Annotated in this window: 10 protein-coding genes; all 10 read right to left on the bottom strand. The window is 57.4% G+C overall.

Features of this window, described 5'->3' with window-relative positions:
- Nucleotides 1-20: 20 nt before the first annotated feature.
- The 10 genes from WS87_RS04540 to WS87_RS04495 all read right to left on the bottom strand — a co-directional run bounded on the left by WS87_RS04540 (nucleotide 21) and on the right by WS87_RS04495 (nucleotide 17,396).
- Nucleotides 21-1,190 carry a nucleotide sugar dehydrogenase gene (locus tag WS87_RS04540; RefSeq protein ID WP_059820497.1) on the bottom strand — a complete coding sequence of 390 codons (1,170 nt, stop codon included), beginning with the start codon at nucleotides 1,188-1,190 and terminating at the stop codon, nucleotides 21-23.
- A gap of 157 nt (nucleotides 1,191-1,347) precedes the next feature.
- Complete coding sequence (locus WS87_RS04535; RefSeq protein WP_159085633.1) at nucleotides 1,348-2,736, bottom strand: BNR repeat-containing protein; 1,389 nt, start codon at nucleotides 2,734-2,736, stop codon at nucleotides 1,348-1,350.
- A 105-nt stretch (nucleotides 2,737-2,841) separates the two neighbouring features.
- Nucleotides 2,842-8,247 (bottom strand): glycoside hydrolase family 99-like domain-containing protein, encoded by a 5,406-nt coding sequence (locus tag WS87_RS04530; protein WP_159085632.1) that lies wholly within the window; start codon nucleotides 8,245-8,247, stop codon nucleotides 2,842-2,844.
- 17 nt (nucleotides 8,248-8,264) lie between these two features.
- Nucleotides 8,265-10,112 carry a BNR repeat-containing protein gene (locus tag WS87_RS04525; protein WP_059820494.1) on the bottom strand — a complete coding sequence of 616 codons (1,848 nt, stop codon included), beginning with the start codon at nucleotides 10,110-10,112 and terminating at the stop codon, nucleotides 8,265-8,267.
- Nucleotides 10,109-12,358, bottom strand: a complete 2,250-nt coding sequence (locus WS87_RS04520) for a hypothetical protein (RefSeq protein ID WP_107938105.1) — start codon at nucleotides 12,356-12,358, stop codon at nucleotides 10,109-10,111. The genes WS87_RS04525 and WS87_RS04520 overlap by 4 nt, the downstream gene beginning before the upstream one ends.
- Nucleotides 12,355-13,623, bottom strand: coding sequence for a UDP-N-acetyl-D-mannosamine dehydrogenase (gene wecC, locus WS87_RS04515; RefSeq protein WP_059689034.1), 1,269 nt, complete (start codon nucleotides 13,621-13,623; stop codon nucleotides 12,355-12,357). Before wecC ends, WS87_RS04520 begins: the two co-directional genes overlap by 4 nt.
- Nucleotides 13,620-14,738 carry a non-hydrolyzing UDP-N-acetylglucosamine 2-epimerase gene (gene wecB / locus WS87_RS04510; protein ID WP_059820491.1) on the bottom strand — a complete coding sequence of 373 codons (1,119 nt, stop codon included), beginning with the start codon at nucleotides 14,736-14,738 and terminating at the stop codon, nucleotides 13,620-13,622. Before wecB ends, wecC begins: the two co-directional genes overlap by 4 nt.
- Nucleotides 14,739-14,752: 14 nt before the next feature.
- A complete protein-coding gene (locus WS87_RS04505; RefSeq protein ID WP_236873202.1) occupies nucleotides 14,753-15,925 on the bottom strand; it encodes a chain-length determining protein in 1,173 nt (390 codons plus the stop codon).
- Nucleotides 15,922-16,584 (bottom strand): ABC transporter ATP-binding protein, encoded by a 663-nt coding sequence (locus WS87_RS04500; protein ID WP_059689036.1) that lies wholly within the window; start codon nucleotides 16,582-16,584, stop codon nucleotides 15,922-15,924. Before WS87_RS04500 ends, WS87_RS04505 begins: the two co-directional genes overlap by 4 nt.
- Nucleotides 16,581-17,396, bottom strand: a complete 816-nt coding sequence (locus WS87_RS04495) for an ABC transporter permease (RefSeq protein WP_059820490.1) — start codon at nucleotides 17,394-17,396, stop codon at nucleotides 16,581-16,583. The genes WS87_RS04500 and WS87_RS04495 overlap by 4 nt, the downstream gene beginning before the upstream one ends.
- Nucleotides 17,397-17,399 lie beyond the last annotated feature (3 nt).

Below are 17,399 nucleotides of genomic sequence, written 5' to 3'. Positions count from 1 at the left end.
GTGACCAGGCTTCTGGCCGATCATGCGTCCCCGCCGAACAGGTCGCGCGTGTAGACCTTGCCTGCGACGTCGGTCAGGTCGTCGGTCAGGCGGTTGGCAACGATCACGTCGGCGGAGCGCTTGAATTCAGCCAGGTCGTGGACGACCGACGAGTTGAAGAACGTCGATTCGTGCAATGCCGGCTCGTAGACGATGACCTCGACGCCCTTGGCCTTGATGCGCTTCATGACGCCCTGGATGCTGGACGCGCGGAAATTGTCGGACCCGGCCTTCATCACGAGGCGATAAATGCCGACAACCTTCGGCTTGCGCTTGAGAATGCTCTCGGCAATGAAGTCCTTGCGCGTGCTGTTCGACTCGACGATCGCACGAATCAGGTTCTGCGGGACGTCGCGATAGTTGGCCAGCAACTGCTTCGTATCCTTTGGCAGACAGTAGCCGCCGTAGCCGAAGCTCGGGTTGTTGTAGTGCGCACCGATGCGTGGATCGAGACATACGCCGTCGACGATCTGGTGCGTGTCGAGACCGTGCTGCGCGGCGTAGGTGTCCAGTTCGTTGAAATAGGCCACGCGCATCGCCAGGTACGTATTCGCGAAGAGCTTGATCGCCTCGGCTTCCGTGCTGCCCGTGAACAGCGTCGGAATATCCTGCTTGATCGCCCCCTGCTTCAGCAGACCGGCAAACGCTTCGGCTCGCTCGGAACGTTCGCCGATCACGATCCGCGAAGGGTGCAGGTTGTCGTACAGCGCCCGGCCTTCGCGAAGGAATTCGGGAGAGAAGATCAGGTTGTCGGTGCCGAGTGCCGCGCGCGTACGCTCGGTGTAGCCGACCGGAATGGTCGACTTGATCACCATCACCGCGCGCGGGTTGATCGCCATCACGTCGCGGATGACGACCTCGATCGAGCGGGTGTTGAAGTAGTTCGTGTCCGGATCGTAGTCGGTCGGCGTGGCGATCACCACGTAGTCGGCGCCGGCGTACGCGTCTTCCTTGTCCAGCGTCGCGCGGAAGTTCAGGCTCTTGTGGCGCAGGTAGTCCTCGATCTCGGCATCCTCGATCGGCGACTCCTTGCGGTTGAGCATCGCCACCTTCTCGGGGACGATGTCGAGAGCCACGACTTCATTGCGCTGCGACAGCAGGACGGCGTTGGACAGGCCGACGTAGCCTGTGCCGGCGATAGCGATTTTCATGCGTGTTTCTCACAGGCAAACACAGGAACTTTCATCTCTTATATCTACCCTTAATTTCATTGGCTGCTTGATATGAGCAGCCGAAAATATCGAATCCCGAGCTCCGGATCGAGCGAGTATCGTTCCGATCCGACGCTCACGACAGGCCAAAACCCCATCAAGGCGACCTCCGGTCCGTATGCAAGATCAGATCTGAAGTGAAATCGCACGGGACGGCGGCGTTATCACAATTTCGCGGCTTGTCCCTGTTATCGGCCGGCAAGCTGAACCACGTCACGACATGACTCTCCTTCGATTCATGTGCCGCCATATTCTCGAATCTCACCACCTGAACGTTGGGCACTGCGCCATTAGGTGCCTTCACCTTCCGGACAGCCGGAGACGGACTCCACACATTGGGAGAAAGCGCCTCCGCCACCTTCATCGATTTATCGTCGTAGACAAGTGTCTTGGCGCCGATTTCCGGCTGGCTGACCTGTTCGATCAGGTGGCCATCACTCACCTTCACGCCCGAGAAGTTGATTTCACCCTTGATGGTGCCTCCACCCCTCGGATCCCAACGGTAGGTCCATTGCGTTGCCGGCACCGTTTTCCAGATTCCGTTTTCAAGGCGGGCATGGAACAGTTGCGTCGCCCCCTTTGAATCGAACTTCAAGTATGAGATGACGGGCCGCCCGGCCTCATCGAACCCCAGCCGGATATTATTCAACAGGCCGCTTCTTTCAGGGATCTCGTCCACGACTTCCGCCGACCTGGGTGTAATCGGCAAAGGAATGACGTCGCCCGCACTGTTTTGCCACGTCTTGAGGTCACGACTCTTCGCGTAATTCACGTTGAAGTTCGTTTCGACGAAGTAATTTTCCCGCCAGACCCACGCAACGTGGAAGAAGCCATCCGGACCGCGAACGTAATTCGTATGGTACGCATTCACGGGCTTCTTTTCCGAAGTGGGGGCAAAAATCGGGCGATTTGTCCAACGCACCCAACCGGAGTTATCGAGCCGGTTAATAAATTCCTCGCCGTCTCCGCTGTGCCCGGAGCGGTACGAAAATCCCAATGCACCATCCATGAACCGGAAAAAATAGGGATACGTCGCCTGCACCTCGTCTGATCCGATCATCGGCCGAACCGCTTCAAGGCCGGCCAACTTGTCCGGAGCGTCCATTCGTGCATATACAAGCGGTGAGGCGTGCATATTCCCGGAAACATGAAGGCGATTCGACTTGTCGAGCGCAAGGACGATCGAGTTGTGGGCATCCCACCCGCCAAAGCGCGATGCAACCCTCGTCTTCGCAACCTCCCCGGTGCATTTATTGACCTGTGCAACCGACAACCATCGATCCGCGTCGTAGTACGAAACATAAATAAATTTCTGGTCTTCCAGTGCATCGAATTTGACACGCGAAGCGCCCCACACCCGATCTATCGTCAGATCCAGTGACATCCCCGCACACTTCGCATCAGTGGCCTCGGCCGCCCACGATGCCGAAGATGCCGAGACACTCAGCAAGACCAGCAATCGAACAGCAAACTGCTTCGTTTCCAAGGCCACCTCCTCTCCGAATTACTCAAAGCCGCACCGTACAAAGAACCCACCTGAAGCGGCGCTCACCCCTAGCCGCACGTTTCGTCAGCGGCCACCGCAGCTCACTCAGCGCCTCATCACAGCCCCGGCCGCTTCGCGCACGCGTCCCATTTCAACTCCGGCAAAGGCCGCCTTTACGAGCCCCGCGTATTCCGGATATCGTCGGGTGACCACATCCACGCCCGCTTTGACCAATGCCGTTTTTTCGCCCTTGAAGCTGGCCGTTCGAATGTGATAGACAAACGACCAGGGAGAAATCAGGTTGCGCCAGCCAGCCTTATAAGCACGCATGCAGAAGTCGTTCTCCTCGCCGTAGCCTCGCGGGAAGCCCTCCTCGTCAAACGCCCCGCATTCGTCAATGAGCGCTCGGCGAATATACATACAGAATCCCGACCCGGTCGGCACTTCCGGCGGAACACATGCCTGTGTTGCTTGTGTCACGAGGAGTGCGTATTCGTCGTGGCTCAGATGCGGCGGACGCGGACAATATTCGTTGAACTTCGGGAATGAAAACGCTCCTGCGTTATCACTCATCGCGGTAACGGTCGCCACCTTCTCTCGACTATAGGCGGCGGCCCGCAACCCCTCGAGCCAGCGCGGCGTTACGACCGTATCCGAGTTCAGCAGTACGACGTCGTTGTCGCCCGCCTCGCGAATCCCGCGATTTATCGTCTTGGTATAGCCGATATTCACGTTGTTCTTGAGAATAAGAACACCCGGCACGTCCTCGAACTCTTCCAGCATCGGCGTGATGCCCGGATCCGGACTCCCGTCGTCGATCACGATCAATCGGTCCCGAGTCAGATCGGTATGCTGGAGCACCGATCGCAGGCAGTCGCGAACGGCAGTGACCGCGTTATAGACCGGCACAATCACGGTCGTCGGCTTTGCATAGCCGATCGCGCGCGCCGCGACAGCGGCTGGTGCGTTACCCGTCGCGATCAAACCCTCACGCTCGAAGATCTTTGCATAGCCATCGGAAAGCGCGGCCTTCAAATTGTCTTGAGTGAAATGCTGCTCGACAAACATGCGTCCGGCCTGTCCCATTTCGGAGACGAGCTTGTCGTTTTCGCAGAAGCGCACCACCGCGTCCACGACTCCGTCGATATCGCGGTAAGGCACAAGAAAGCCCGTCTTCCCGTGCTGCACCAGCTCGCCCAGCGCACCCCAGTCATAGGCAATGACCGGGCGGCGGGCGGCCATTCCCTCGGCAACCGTACGGCCGAAACTCTCGGCAAAGTGCGAGAGATTGAGAAGCACGTTCAATTCCGACATCGCCTTGCGCGGATGTTCGGCATAGCCGGCAATGATCAGATTGTCGGGACGCGCACCGGACGCGACCTCTTCCTGCCACTTTTTGACCTGGGCATTCACCGGACCAACCACCACGAAGCGGGCTCGCGGTGTTCGTTCCGCGGCTCGCCGCGCCACCTCGACGAAATCTTCAACACCCTTCTTCGGAATATTCGAACTGACAATGCCGAACTTGATGGTGTTACCGAACTTGTTTCCCAGTTCGAAATCGCTCGGCGTCACCGCATTGGGTACGTAAAGCGTCTTTTCCGGACGCGAAAACAATTGACTCGTGGCGCGACTGTTCCCAATCACCCAATCCGAACGTTCGAATACACGCCCGATGATTTCGCTGATCGTCAAACCAAGTTGTTCACGCAAAGGGTCATCCAGCGAAATCAGTTCGCGCGAGTGAACGACCCGGGTCCTGCCCATGCGCGTCGCGGCCTCCAACGGCTCAAGCAGCACGATTGTGTTCGCATGCACGACATCGACCGCGTGACGCGCGATGATGTCTGCAAAGGTCACCGTCAACCAGGCCTTGCTGGCGCGGTTGTTCTTCCATTGCGGATAGGGAAAGCAATACACACCGAGGCTGCGCTCACATATTTCGCGAATGTAGGCCTTGTTTCCGCCGGACGGCAGGGTCATCACGACGTTGACGGATTGTTCGGCGAACGCGCTCAGCACATCCAGGAGACTCCGCTCTCCGCCAAACAGATGATGGCCGGAGATGTGCGCACAGAGCATCACTGTCGGCCAGTCAGGGTTCGGCTGCCTCTGTCCTTCATGCCAGGCAACCGAAGGCAGCGGCTTTCCGTCCGTGATGGCGTCTTTCGTATCCGCAAGCGAATTTTCCGGCAGCTTGAGTACGTCCGCTTCTTTCGAACTAGCCGCGATCCCCGCAGGCAATACTTGCGGCGTAACTCCAGCGACCGATTCAGCGGCCGAAGCGAAGGCCTTCAGATACGAACGACCCCACCGCTGATCTGGCTCAAGATAGGTGCCCTCCGCCCACTCGTTCCAGGCGTTGATGAAGACGAGCGACTCGTTGCCTTGGTTGAAACGCTGCTCTTGCTCGAGGATGCGCTGCATCCAGCGACGGAAGCCATATGGCGTCGCTCCGTGGAACACTCGCGCATCCGTCAGGCGGCGAGCGGTATTGTCCCAACCCAGCATGGTTCCTCGGTGAACCGGCCACGAATAACCATCCTCAAACTTCGCGATATCACCCTCGACCACTGCCGAGTAATCGAAGATCTGGCCGCCAAAATTCTTGTGCAGGTCGTGCACCTTGTCACGCAGATCCACGCGCTCCGCTTCGTGAGGCGGAAACAGGACATAACTATCGAGCCGGTAATCCTCCGGGGAACCTTGCAGCGTTTCCAGCCCGAACCGAACAGCGCACAGGTGAATCTCACCCAGCCCCGCCTTCCGGCACTCCTCTCGCCACGCAGCAGCGGTTTCCAGCCAGTTCGGAATGATCGAGATTCGATATACCATCATCACCGGCTTGCCGTCGTACCGAATCCAGCGCGGGTCCTTCATCATCGGGATCAGTTCCCGAATCAACGCGACATTGCTCTCGAGCGTATAGGTCTGCTCCATCAGCACATGCCGGTTCTGCCCATCCCAGTTCCGTGACCAGTTTTCGTTGGCCCAGCAAACGCAGAAGCCCGTGTCGACGCTCTTGGATCGAGCCATCTGCTCGATTGGATGATTCAGCAGTTTCTTGCCGTCGAACCAGTAGTAGTAATAGCAGAACCCGTGAATCCCGAACTCGCTGGCCAGTTTGGCTTGCGCGACCTGTGTTTCCTCGAGACGCAGATCGTAGTATCCGAGCTCGGTCGGCACTCGCGGCTGATAATGGCCTCTGAACAACTGTCGAGCCCGCGTGACGTTGGTCCACTCCGTGAAACCTTTCCCCCACCACAAATCGTTTTCCGGAATCGGATGAAACTGCGGGAGATAGAACGCGATCGTCTTCAACGTCCGAGGACGAGCGGGCTGAATCGCTTGAGCGCCTTTTCTCGCTTCTGACTGAACAAACAGATTCCCGAGTTTTGCCAGTACGGACAACACGCCCAGAACAGTGGGTCGTCCCGGAAACCCGTTGGCAGCATTCTTGTCGCCGACAAGCTCGCTCGCCCAGAGCGCCGAAGCCAGCCCTCTCAACAGCAAAGGTTTGAGCCACACTTCGGCGCCGACCGGCACCGTGACCGTCTCGTCTGAAAGGCTCAGTCCCATGCGGGACAGTGCAATCTTCACGCCGTCGATCACACGATGATTGCCGCCCTCCTTGGAAAGCGAGACGAACCGCTTCGCACGTATTCCCCAGTCAGAATCCGCCGTAAATTCGACTGCCCGGCTCGCGACGTCCGACAATTCGTCGTCACCCTCGCCGGGCGCAAGCCACAGTACGGCCTGATAGTCGTCGAATACATTCGATCCGGCCAGTCGCAGAAAATTCTGGGCGTTCCCTTCGCCATCGCCGTCACCAACGATCGTCACGGATGCGGTCAAGTTGCCGAAATTGACGTGCTCGACATCGGAGAACCCAAGTACAAACAAATCGTGTCGGTGGCCCAGAATGGGAAGCGTCCTTCTCACACGCTCCCACGCTTCGTCGTTCATCACGTTTGCCACGATCGCGATCGAGGCCATCGGACGTAGTCCGCGCAACATGAACGCGTCCTTTCCCAACCTGAACATCGGTTGATCGGTCCGATGGCTGACGTTCGACTTCGCCACCGCGTCGTTGGCCGCTCGGTCCGCCCGAATCGTATCGACGGTTGCTTCGCGCTCGCGCCCGCGATTGATCAAATGACCAAAGAGTCGAACGATTTCCGAATCGTTCGAACAACGAAGGTCCGCCACCCAGTTTCGCAATTCCTCGGCATTAGCCCCCACGGACAGGATGTCTTGAAACAGCGTGCTGCGCCTGTTGCCCTGCTGCGAGTTTCCGTCGACGGCACCCAACACGGCTCCGAGCGCAGGTGCAAGCTTGTCGATAGAAACCATCGAGACTTCGTCATACTTGAACAGATCCGCCATTGCCGGCGAGTCGCAAGCCAGTACCGGGACCCCCATCCCGACAGCATCGGTAAGCTTTGCCGGAACCTGAAACTGCGCAGCCAGCCCACCGTCGTGCAGGAAAACGCAGACATCAGCCATCGAGACGACGGCCGGAATTTCGGCGAATGGTTTGTTGGCGATGAATGCCGTTTGGCAACCGCGAACTTGCTTGAGCGTCTCCTTCAGCGACTGATCCGGGAAGTCTCCCACGATTGCGAACAGGACGTCGTCCCGCCCGAGCTCGGCGATTGCCTCGGCGGTCTCAACCAGCCCCTTGTGCGGCCGGGGGGTACCAAAAAACAGCACGATTTTCTTGTCCGCGGGCAGGCCGTATTTTTTCCTGCTCCTGCTCTTCAACCCCGGCGACGGAACAAAGGCATTTTCGTCGCGAGCGTGACGAATAATCAGACCACCATATCGATTCTGCAATGCAGGGTTCGAAACGGTGACACCATCGAACAAATTCACCAGGCCAACGGCAATGCGCGTCCAGTCCTGGCCGGCCAAGTTCAACCTGGGGAACTGCAGATGCTTGTCCAGATACTCCCCGATGCCGATAGGGGACTCTGCCTGGACAAACGCCAACTCCTCGTCGTCGATGTCCATCAATACCTTCGCATCCCAGATCAGCTTGTACAGCGCGCCGAACAAGACATTGGGCCCGCGCGGCTTCGAGAGATGCACGATATCGTAGGGATGCGCGACAACCAGTTCGATAGCCTGCTCGACAAATCGCGACTCGTCCTCTACCAGGATTGCGTGCTTCGCAATTTCGGTTTCCTGTATCGGCCCCCAGATCTCCCGCCCGAACTGTGGAAAGAGGCTGCCGATGATCTCCACGTCGGCAAATCGCTCATACACCATCGCCAGCGTGTAGGCTCGCCCCGCCGAATTATGTGCGAGTTCCCAACTGCAGACACCCACTCGCGGCCTGCCAGCCTCTTCGCGACTCTTTCGATATCTTTGCTTCGCGAGAGCGAGGTTCGTCGACGCGATCCGGGCGAGCCCGGGCGTGGTGATCAACACCTCGGCATATTTCCGAATGGCGTCTTCGTACTTCCCCGAACGCATGTATTCGTTGCCAAGTGCGAGCGGCGTTTTCATATTCTTGTTCATCACATTTAGTTATTTGTGAATTTGATGTCCAACAACGTGACTGCAGAGCTCATAACCTGGCAGTCAAGGTCATGCGCCGGCTGCTCGTTACGCTGCAACAACAGGCTGAGAACACTCTCATTTTCCCAACGAGTTCGATCGATGATTGGTTCGGCAAAGCCGAGATCCTCATCCAGAATGAATCGCGTGTTTTTCTCCGACCACATGTAATCGGGCGCCGCAAGCAAAGTCGCGGCCATTCGACCGCGGCTATGATCTCCGCGAGCGATGACATACACATTGTCGAATCGATCGATGACCACTTCCGGGCGACTTATCGGAATTTGCAGCGTCCCCTTCCCTCTCAATGCAAAAGGCTGAGTGCGCGCAGAAATGGTCTGATGCCGCCACTTCGCGCCATCGAAGTACAAATGCTGATACTGCGGAACCCCATCCGAATCGTCCGCATAGAAAACAATATGCGGACGGTTTCGGCTGTCCAATGCCATGCTGCACTGATTGATCAAATTACTTCCGGGCGAGATCGGGCAAATTATTTCAGCATTAACCTGGGTGATCGGAAGTTGATAGTCTCGACCCTTTGACGTCTGCCAACTGGCGCCATTATCGAATGAACATGCATATCCGATATTCACATTGTTGATGAGATCGTCGTCACCGAGCGTATGCGTGCGCCATACGAAGCTGAGATGCAAGCTTCCGTCGTTGCCGATGGCCGGATGGTTCCAGTAAGCGTTGCTCGTCCAGGGCTTCGACTCACTGCCGCTGAGAATCGGCAAGGGGCGATCCGTCCAGCGCTTGGTCTGTTCGTCGTACGCCTTGAGGCGAGCGTTTCCGCTATCGTGCACGCCGTCACGATAAAGCAGGACGAGCGGAAATCCATGACGCGGCTGAATGAAGGTCGGATAGGTCACCCGTTCCTCGGACGTGCCCGTCATCGGAAGCTCATCCGTCCACTCGTTAATGTCGTTGGCCGTGATACTTCGGCGATAACGCAATCGCGTAGCGTGATGCCCGTAGCACAGGTGGATATGGCCATTCCGGTCAACGCCGAGGCTAATACTATTGTGCGCGTCATTCAGATCGTACGAACCTTCTACATCATGGCTCTCGATCGCGTCCGTCTTCAGATTGCGCCGAACAATGCGCAGCGTCCGGGAATCGACATAGAACGCAGTAACCTGCCAGTTCAGATGGGTCAGTATCCCGTGATGCCTGAAAATAACGGTATTGATGGTGTTACCTGCCCACGCATCACCGAGATGGAGCTTTGACAGCGTGACAACGTCGAAAGCGGAACTCGAATGAGCCAGTCCGCGCAATGCCGCGCTTGCGTCACTTTCGAGATGGGTCGACGTCATGCCAAGCTCCTGACATTGTTGACTGATTCGCGCTTTGGTCAACAACACCTTGTCCGACCCGGGTGCGCCGACCCTGATCGACGATTCGAAATGTTTCAATGCACGGGGGAAACTCCCTGCTACGACAGCGGCACGTCCCAAGCTGTTATGCACGCCGGCGACGAGGATCTGACAAAGATGACGCTCGCTGACGCCCCAGTCCCGAGCGAGCCGCACATAGAGTTTGGCTTCGGCGAATCGTCCGAGTTGCAGACGCCCCGATGCCGCGAGCAAGGCCAGCTTTGCACGCTCGGGATGGTGTTGCAGGGTGGCGCGCTCCAGTCGGGCGAGGCTTTGCCAATCACCAAACTGCCACTGGGTACGTGCTCGTTCGAGCAGATTTTCGTCGTAAGGCACGACGGTCTGCTCGGACCGAATCTCGACGATTTCGTTCGGCCGCACGCGTTGACTTGCCAGTGCCCTGTAGCGCAAGTTCACCGACTTCTTTCTCATAGCCCTGGCTCTCGAAGCAGGATGTCCTTGATCAGCTCAAGCTGTGCTTCCGCGCGAATCATCTCTTCCTGCACCATCCTCTGACGCGCCTTCAACTCCGCATCGCTCTCCTGCTGATTTTCGAGCTGCTGTTGCAACGCGTTGATGTGCTCGATGTGCTCCGTCACCAGTCGGGAGGACTCGCCATGCTGACTCATCAAGGTCGACTTTTCACCTTCCAACTGCTTTTTGGCTGCAACCAGAAGTTCGATCTCTCGTCTGCGTTCGCCCTCCTGTTTGACGGCATCCTCATACCGCACCGCCAACGTCTGCCGCTCACGCTCGGATACGGCATTGGCTTGCTTCAGCGCATCGAGCTCACGCGAGCGCTCGGCCGCATGCTCGCTGGCACCTTCGAGTTGGGTGGTCAATGCCGAGTTTTGTTGTTCCAGTTCTGCTTTGGCTTGCATGAGCAGTTCGATTTCACGATCGCGATCGATCGCATGCCTGACGACGTCGTCGTATTGCGCGACCAGCGCCAGATTTTCGCGCTCGAGACGTGCCCGATCCTCCGCAAGAACATCGACCTCGCGCGCGCGTTCGGCCACCTGCGTCGCAATCTCCGCTTGATGCCGCATGGTCAGATCCCTTACTTCCTGCTCCAGCCGCGCGACCATCCGCTCGAGATCCACGACGCGCCGCGCCTGCTCGGTCGACTGCCTGAGCGTCGCCTCATGCCGCCTCTCCAGTGCCACCTTTTCCTGTTTGAGGTGCATCACGACCCGCTCGAGCGCTTCGACCTGCCTTGTTCGCTCGACCACCTGAGCGCTGATCTGGTCGTGTTGCGCCAGCGCCGACAGCTTTTCCTGTTCCAGTTGAGCCCACGCCTGCTTCATCGACTCGACTTCCAGGCTACAAGCGATCAACTGCTCGATCACCTCCTCGTGCATTGCGATCGAGGCAAGAAGTTCTTCTTCCAGTTGAGTTTTTGCCTCCGTCAGGTCGGTGACGTCCTGACAGAGTTCGCCGACATGCTCGACGTTTCTCTCGTGCTGCTCGACGAGCTCGGAGCGCTCTTGCCCCAGTCGCATTTCGGCCTGCTTCAGGGTTTCAACTTCCCGCGTACGCTCGGCGACCTGTCTGACAGCATTTTCGTGACGAGCCACAAGTTCGGATTTTTCTCGCTCAAGGTCAGACTTCGTTCGTTCGAGATCAGATTTTTCCCGCTCGAGGCGCGCGTTGGCCTGTTTAAGCGCATCGACTTCCCGATCTCGGGTGCCAGAATGCTTCAGCGCCGTTTCCTGGTGCTTTACCAACGCGGACTTTTCCTGCGTCAGTTGCGTATTGACCCGCGTCAGCGCCTCGACCTCGCGCGTGCGTTCGGCAAGCAACTGCGCGCTCTCGTCACGCGCTCGAGCCAGATTGACCAGTTGCTTCTCGATCTCGTCCCGACGCTCGAAAAATCCGGCACCCTGCTTCGCTTCGCGTTGGCGAGCTTGCTTGGCTTCATGGCGCAACTGGCTGGCTTGGCGAGCCTCCGAATCGCTGAATTTGGTATCCGATGGCAGGATGTCCAGCAAGGCCTCCGCTTCGACGAGACTGCCCACCTCATGAAGCCTGAAGGCGAGCCATTTCAGTCGAAAGGACTTCGGCTCCAACGCGTACGCTCGTCGCGCCGCCTCTGCCGCGCCGGCGCGATCGCTATTCATCAGATGACGCCCAAGCGTCGTATAGCCGTTCGCCCGAGTGACCGGAGAAATCGAGTCGCGAGCCATCAGCTTTTCCACCGCCTCGAAGCCTCCGGCACCATACGCGGCAATGACCTTCGTAAAGTCCTTCCCGCCGAGCACTTCGGGGGGCGACTGGCGACGATAGTTGCGCCAGATCTTCCCAAGCGCACCAGGTACGGAGAACAGCGTCTTCGGCGAATCGACGCCTTGAATCAAAAGATTCCCGAGCTTGATATTCAGGGCGTTTTCCCTCTCAAGCCGATGGACCTTTCTCTGCGCGTTCACCAACGCACGCAAGCGCTGATTTTCGGCCAAGGCATTGTGCAACTCGTCATCGACCTTGCCCGCGCTCGATCCGCGATTTCCCAATGCCCCACTCGACCACTCGTCTTCTGCAGCTCTCTCCTGCCGATAACGGTGTTCGAGTTCTTCCTGCACCTGGTGAAGCTGCAATAGCAGAATCTCGTTCTCCTCTTTCATTGCCTCGAGACGAGATTCAACATTGACCCGGATGGTCGAATTTTCTTGTTCGATCATTGTTTTATGCCCTTCCAAATGCCACGTGTATCGATGAGTACCTTTCCATCGATCCGGTCAGGTTTCACACTTTTGAATTCAGTGTGATCAACCAGCAAAACCAATATGTCGGCTCGCGAAAGTGCCTCATCAAGCGTCACCAGATTCATTCCCGAAGTCGCCAAGTGTTCCGGCATCTCTTCGAGATTCGGCTCAACTATCATGATCTTGCCGGGATGGCTTTCGGCAAGAATCCCGGCGATTTGTAGCGCCGGACTTTCGCGCAAATCGTCGATATCCGCCTTGTATGTAACGCCCAGGCACGCGATGCGGATATCGCCACGCGTGGCGCCGGACGTCGTCATCTCGACAATGGCCTCGTTCACCCTGCGAATGACCCACTGCGGCTTGGCGTCGTTGACGTGACGAGCGGCCTGGATCAACGTCGATTCATCCGGCGCGCTATCCACGATGAACCACGGATCGACGGCGATGCAGTGCCCGCCCACCCCACAACTGGGTTGCAGGATATTCACGCGAGGATGCCGATTTGCCAGCTTGATGAGTTCCCAGACATCGATTCCCTGCTTGTCGCAGATCATCGAAAGCTCGTTGGCAAAAGCAATGTTGACGTCACGAAAGCTGTTCTCGGTCAGCTTGCACATTTCCGCGGTGCGCACGTCCGTGACAATGCAATCACCCTGTACAAATGACTTGTAGAGTGCGACGGCTGCGTCGGAACATCCGCGCGTCATACCACCGATCACACGATCGTTGACGACCAGCTCATGGACGATGCGCCCGGGGAGAACCCGTTCAGGACAGTAGGCAATTCGAATATCGGATTCGTCACCCACCTGCTGTGGAAAACTGAGGTCGGGGCGCATCTCTGCCAGCCAGTTGGCCAACATTTCCGTCGTGCCAACAGGCGACGTCGATTCGAGAATGACGAGGTTGCCTTTGGAAAGCACGGGAGCGATCGACTTCGCCGCCGACTCGATGCAGTTCAAATCGGGCCGGTGATCCGGCGTCAACGGCGTCGGTACGGCAATGACGAATGCATCCGCTGGCTCGGCGTGCGCAGCCGCTCTCAGATAGCCGGCGCCCACCGCTGCCTGAACCAGGATGTCCAGTTCAGGCTCGACGATGTGGATATCGCCACGGTTGATCGTATCGACGACATACGGCGATACATCGACGCCAATGACCCTCAGTTTGCGGGAAGCGAATAGCGTTGCGGTCGGCAAGCCGATATAGCCGAGACCGATGATTGAAATGGTGTTCAACGTGTACTCACTAGAATATCGCGGATGCGTTGCGCAGCCTTGCCGTCCCCGTACGGATTTGCCGCTCGCGCCATCGCGGCATAGCTCGCCGGGTCGTCGAGCAATCTGGTTGCTTCCGCAACTATCGTGGCTGAATCCGTCCCCACAATCTTTGCCGTACCGGCCGCAACGGCTTCCGGGCGTTCCGTCGTCTCGCGTGTCACAAGTACCGGCTTGCCCAAGGCCGGTGCTTCTTCCTGAATGCCACCGGAATCCGTAATGACCAGTGCTGCCCGGTTCATCAAGTAAACGAACGGCAGGTAATCCTGCGGTTCGATCAGGAACACGCCAGGAGCATTTGCAAGAAGTCGATGTACCGGCTGCTTGACCTTGGGATTGAGGTGCACCGGGAAAACGATTTCGACGTCGCCCCGCTGCGCGATTTTCAGCAGCGCGAGACAAACGGCCTCGTGCCCTTCGCCCAGATTTTCCCGGCGATGGCCAGTCACAAGAATCAAGCGCTTTTCCGGATTGAGGAAGGCGAATCGGGTATCCAGCGCTTTGCGCTGAGCGACATCCTCGCGCATGCCGGCCACGGTTTCCAACAGGGCATCGACAACCGTATTGCCCGTGATGTGGATGCGATCCTCCGAAACACCCTCTCGCAAAAGATTGTCACGCGCAGACGATGTCGGAGCGAAGTGATACTTCGCCAGAACGCTCGTAAGACGTCGATTCGCCTCCTCCGGCCACGGAGCTGACAAATTCCCGGTGCGCAGTCCTGCCTCCACGTGACCCACGCAGATTTGCCGATAATGTGCCGATAGCGCCGCGGCGAGCGTCGTCGACGTGTCGCCCTGTACCAGCACCAGGTCCGGACGAGCATCGCTCAACACGGAATCAAGGCCTGCCAATGCCTTGCTCGTCATCCCCAGAAGGGATTGATCGGGTGCCATGACGTCCAGATCGTAGTCGGGACGAACACGAAAGAACCCGAGCATCGAGTCGAGCATCTGCCGATGCTGCGCAGTCACGCAGACTTTCGTTTCGATCTCCGGATCCTTCTTCAGCACGTTGACCAACGGCGCCATCTTTATCGCTTCCGGTCGCGTTCCGAGCACGATCAAGGTTCTCATCGCCGTCCCCGATCTCAATCCACGTGATCCATGATGATGCTTTCCAGCAGCTTCACCACCCCGGCCAGCGCGGCCGCAACCAGCAACGTGACAAAGGCGTTGTAGAGCCGCCCCGGCTCCGTCGGATAACCCGGCTTGGTCGGCGTCTGAATGATCGAAACCATTTTCAAGGTCCGCGCGGCATCCATTCGCCCCTTCTCCAATGCGGACAGGGCCGTCTTGTACAGATCCTGAGCGAATCCAACCTGCATTTGGAGGCGCTGGAACTCCTCGACGGTGTAGTTGAGCGTTTTCCTCGACGGAGAAGCAAGTTCGGCGCGCTTCTGGGCGATCTGCTGCTCAAGCGCATTGAGCGTATTCCTGAGCATCACGACCGTAGGCTGATTTGGACTCAGGGATGCCGGCAGTGCCGACAGTTGAGTCTGAACATCGGTCTTTTGCGCTTCGAGCTTGTCGATGATCGCGTTCAGACTCTCCACCGTTGCCTGCGGAGCGACCAGGCCTTTGCGGTTCTGAAAGTCGATTACGGTATGCGTTGCATCCAGAAGCCGGTCGTGCGCCGCGGTCACTTGCCTCGACAGAAAGTCGACTTGCGATTGCGCCAGTTGATGACCGATCTGATTCATGTGGGCCTCGCCCTCGTGAACCATCAGTTTGACGATCGCCTGCGACATATCGGGATCGTATGCCTGCGCTCGAATATGCAATACCCCGCTATAGTCATCGTACTGAACGTCGACGCGCGACAACCAATACTGATAGAACCATTCGGTCGGCGCATTCTTGAACCACATCCGTGAAATGGGATCCCGGCGCCAGTTGCTGAAATGCGAGCGCAAATCCAGAGAAGCATCAAGCTTCTTGAGCATATCGAGCGACAAGAGATACTCCCGCAGCAGCAACTGATCGGCACGATTCGGGCCGCCGGCACCCGGGACGATTGCAGATACGTCCACGCCCGGATTACTGATTTGATCGGTTGTCTGAATGATGACGTTAGCCTCGGACACGTAACGATCAGACGCAATCAACAACCAGTACGGAATGGACAGCACCGCGTAAATAAAAATCAGCTTGATAACCAGCCTAAAAATCCTGACAGAGCACACGACATCCTTGGCCCTTCGGAAAATGGCCACTAGCCGAGCGACGCCGCCCTCTTCCCCAATGGATAGCTGCTTTTTCATGCAAAAATACTTTCCTTGTACGCTCGCAATGCCTCGTCGAGATCATCGAACCAGGAAGCGCGACCTTCGTTTATCCAAATTCCGGACTGACAGAACTGCCGAAGCGTGCTTTCATCATGAGAAACCATGATCACGCTCGCCTGACTTGTTTTTCCCTTGAATGCGTCCGCAGCTTTTTTTCGGAACTTCGCGTCACCCGCAGCCGTAACCTCATCTGATATATATACGTCGAAGTCGAATGCGAGCGACAATGCAAATTGCAAACGCGATCTCATCCCCGACGAATAGGTTTGAACCGGTCTGTCGAAAGCCTCGCCCAGCTCGGCGAAATCCTGAATAAAGGCGAGCCGATCCCGAAGTTCGTCCTGTCGACCGTGAATCCGGCAGACAAATTTTGCGTTCTGCCGTCCGGTCAGCGTTCCCTCAAGCCCGCCCGCTCCCATCGGCCAGGACACACGGCACAGCCGCTCGACGCGCCCCTTGGTGGGATGGTCGACGCCACCGATGATGCGCAATAACGTCGACTTCCCTGCTCCGTTCACGCCAATCAGTGCAACGCTTTGTTTTGGCGGGATCGTCATGTCAATCCCGCGCAGCACCCATTTCCCGACGCCGTGCTCGGTCATGTAACGCTTATGAACGTCCTCGATACAGATCATCGCGTCACCAACTTATTAGAAAAGCGACGGTAAAGCGCCAGTCCCAATAACATGGCGCCAAGAGCCCACCCATAGAGATAAGTCAGACTGATTCCGGGTGCCGTGTGATACGACGGCAAAAAACCGGTCCGCACCAGTTCCAGACCATGCACGACCGGGTTGATCAGCAGAATGTCCCGATATGGATTAGGTATCGACATAATCGGAAACAAAGCCCCGGAAATGTAATAAAGCGGCAAATAAAACAGCTTGAAAATGTGATCCACTTCGGGGACGAAATTCATCGCCACCGACGTTACCAGGCCGAGCCCCAAGCCAAACAACCACAACCCCAGAAGACTGGCGATAGCCAATAACGGATCCGCCGGAAGCAAAATCGGATTGCGCAGGTCAGGTGTTATCACGCGCCCCGTAGCAAGCGCCGCCGCGATTATGATGATCGAAATCGGGACCATCAAAAAAAGCTCCAGCACCGCTCTCACGATCGCCGCGTCAAACGGCTTTACCTGCCGGTAAACAAAGAATGCGTAGTTGCAATCGATCCCGTGCAACACCTGAATCCACGTGCGCCGCCAGAGCAGGAAGCCAACGAATCCCGCGATGATCCACATCGTTATCGCAATTCCTCCGACTTCGTGAATCCGGAAAGTCGTATATCCGAAAGCGTGTATCGCGATATAGATCACGGGCTCCATCAGCAACCACAACCACGCCGCACGCGCCTCGAACAACCGATCCAGCGCCTCGCGCAGGAACATGGCTCTCCAGACGGAGACCGTGACCTCGAACGGAGTACGCACCTTTGCCGACATCGC

Source organism: Burkholderia sp. MSMB0856 (assembly GCF_001524645.2).
GTDB lineage: Bacteria > Pseudomonadota > Gammaproteobacteria > Burkholderiales > Burkholderiaceae > Burkholderia > Burkholderia diffusa.
The sequence above is the reverse complement of the archived record's forward strand: the minus strand, read 5'-3'. Positions and strand labels throughout refer to the sequence as shown.

Excerpts from the sequence above, each read along its gene's own strand:
- WS87_RS04540 (WP_059820497.1), bottom strand. The coding sequence starts at position 1,190 with ATGAAAATCGCTATCGCCGGCACAGGCTACGTCGGCCTGTCCAACGCC.
- WS87_RS04500 (WP_059689036.1), bottom strand. The coding sequence starts at position 16,584 with ATGATCTGTATCGAGGACGTTCATAAGCGTTACATGACCGAGCACGGC.
- WS87_RS04520 (WP_107938105.1), bottom strand. The coding sequence starts at position 12,358 with ATGATCGAACAAGAAAATTCGACCATCCGGGTCAATGTTGAATCTCGT.
- WS87_RS04495 (WP_059820490.1), bottom strand. The coding sequence starts at position 17,396 with ATGTCGGCAAAGGTGCGTACTCCGTTCGAGGTCACGGTCTCCGTCTGG.
- wecB (WP_059820491.1), bottom strand. The coding sequence starts at position 14,738 with ATGAGAACCTTGATCGTGCTCGGAACGCGACCGGAAGCGATAAAGATG.
- WS87_RS04530 (WP_159085632.1), bottom strand. The coding sequence starts at position 8,247 with ATGAAAACGCCGCTCGCACTTGGCAACGAATACATGCGTTCGGGGAAG.
- WS87_RS04505 (WP_236873202.1), bottom strand. The coding sequence starts at position 15,925 with ATGAAAAAGCAGCTATCCATTGGGGAAGAGGGCGGCGTCGCTCGGCTA.
- WS87_RS04525 (WP_059820494.1), bottom strand. The coding sequence starts at position 10,112 with ATGAGAAAGAAGTCGGTGAACTTGCGCTACAGGGCACTGGCAAGTCAA.